Origin of the sequence: Burkholderia sp. DN3021, from assembly GCF_049805555.1 — a bacterium.
In the GTDB taxonomy this organism is placed as follows: domain Bacteria; phylum Pseudomonadota; class Gammaproteobacteria; order Burkholderiales; family Burkholderiaceae; genus Burkholderia; species Burkholderia pyrrocinia_C.
Genome location: NZ_JBNCAB010000274.1, coordinates 1 through 568 on the forward strand (window position 1 = coordinate 1; position 568 = coordinate 568).

The 568-nt window shown below is 60.2% G+C and carries 1 pseudogene; it reads left to right on the forward strand.

Annotated features, from left to right (window positions below):
- Window positions 1–335: 335 nt before the first annotated feature.
- A pseudogene (locus ACPUER_RS37060) lies at window positions 336–568 on the forward strand (ISAs1 family transposase); the annotation flags it as partial.

Here is a 568-nt window from a genome sequence, read left to right on the forward strand (position 1 = left end):
CCTGAATCTTGGGCAGGTATACATTCAGATTCACCGGCTCGTGGTCGATGGCTATATCCGCCGCCTTTACGTTCGCCCGCCGGTGTACCAATGGACAGGACGGCCGCTATCCGCATTGCCGCCGTCGCAGGCAGGTGACGATCTTCCAACTAAATGTTACTGACGAGCGCACCAAATAGTTCGTGGAGCGTTATACGGGTATGAAGACGAAAACTGATGCCCGAAAGTTGGACCAAGCGACGCAGGCATACCTGAGGAAGACGGTGGTAGAGACGCGAACGTCGACTGCGTGATCGCAGACGGCGCGTCGTATACAGTATCGCGCAGACCGAGGCGTGGTCAGCCTGCGGCGTGCTGGGCGCTGCGTAGTCAGCGACTTGCTGAGCAAATGGCGTCCGGTCGCGCTCTGGCCGGGTATGCGCTCGATCGCGATGGTCGAGTCCACACGCGAGATCGGTGACACGGTGTCGGTCGAGCGCCGCTATTACGTGAGCAGCCTGCCGCCTGATGCGGCACGCATCGCGCATGCCGTGCGCTCGCATTGGCGTATCGAGAATTCGATGCACTG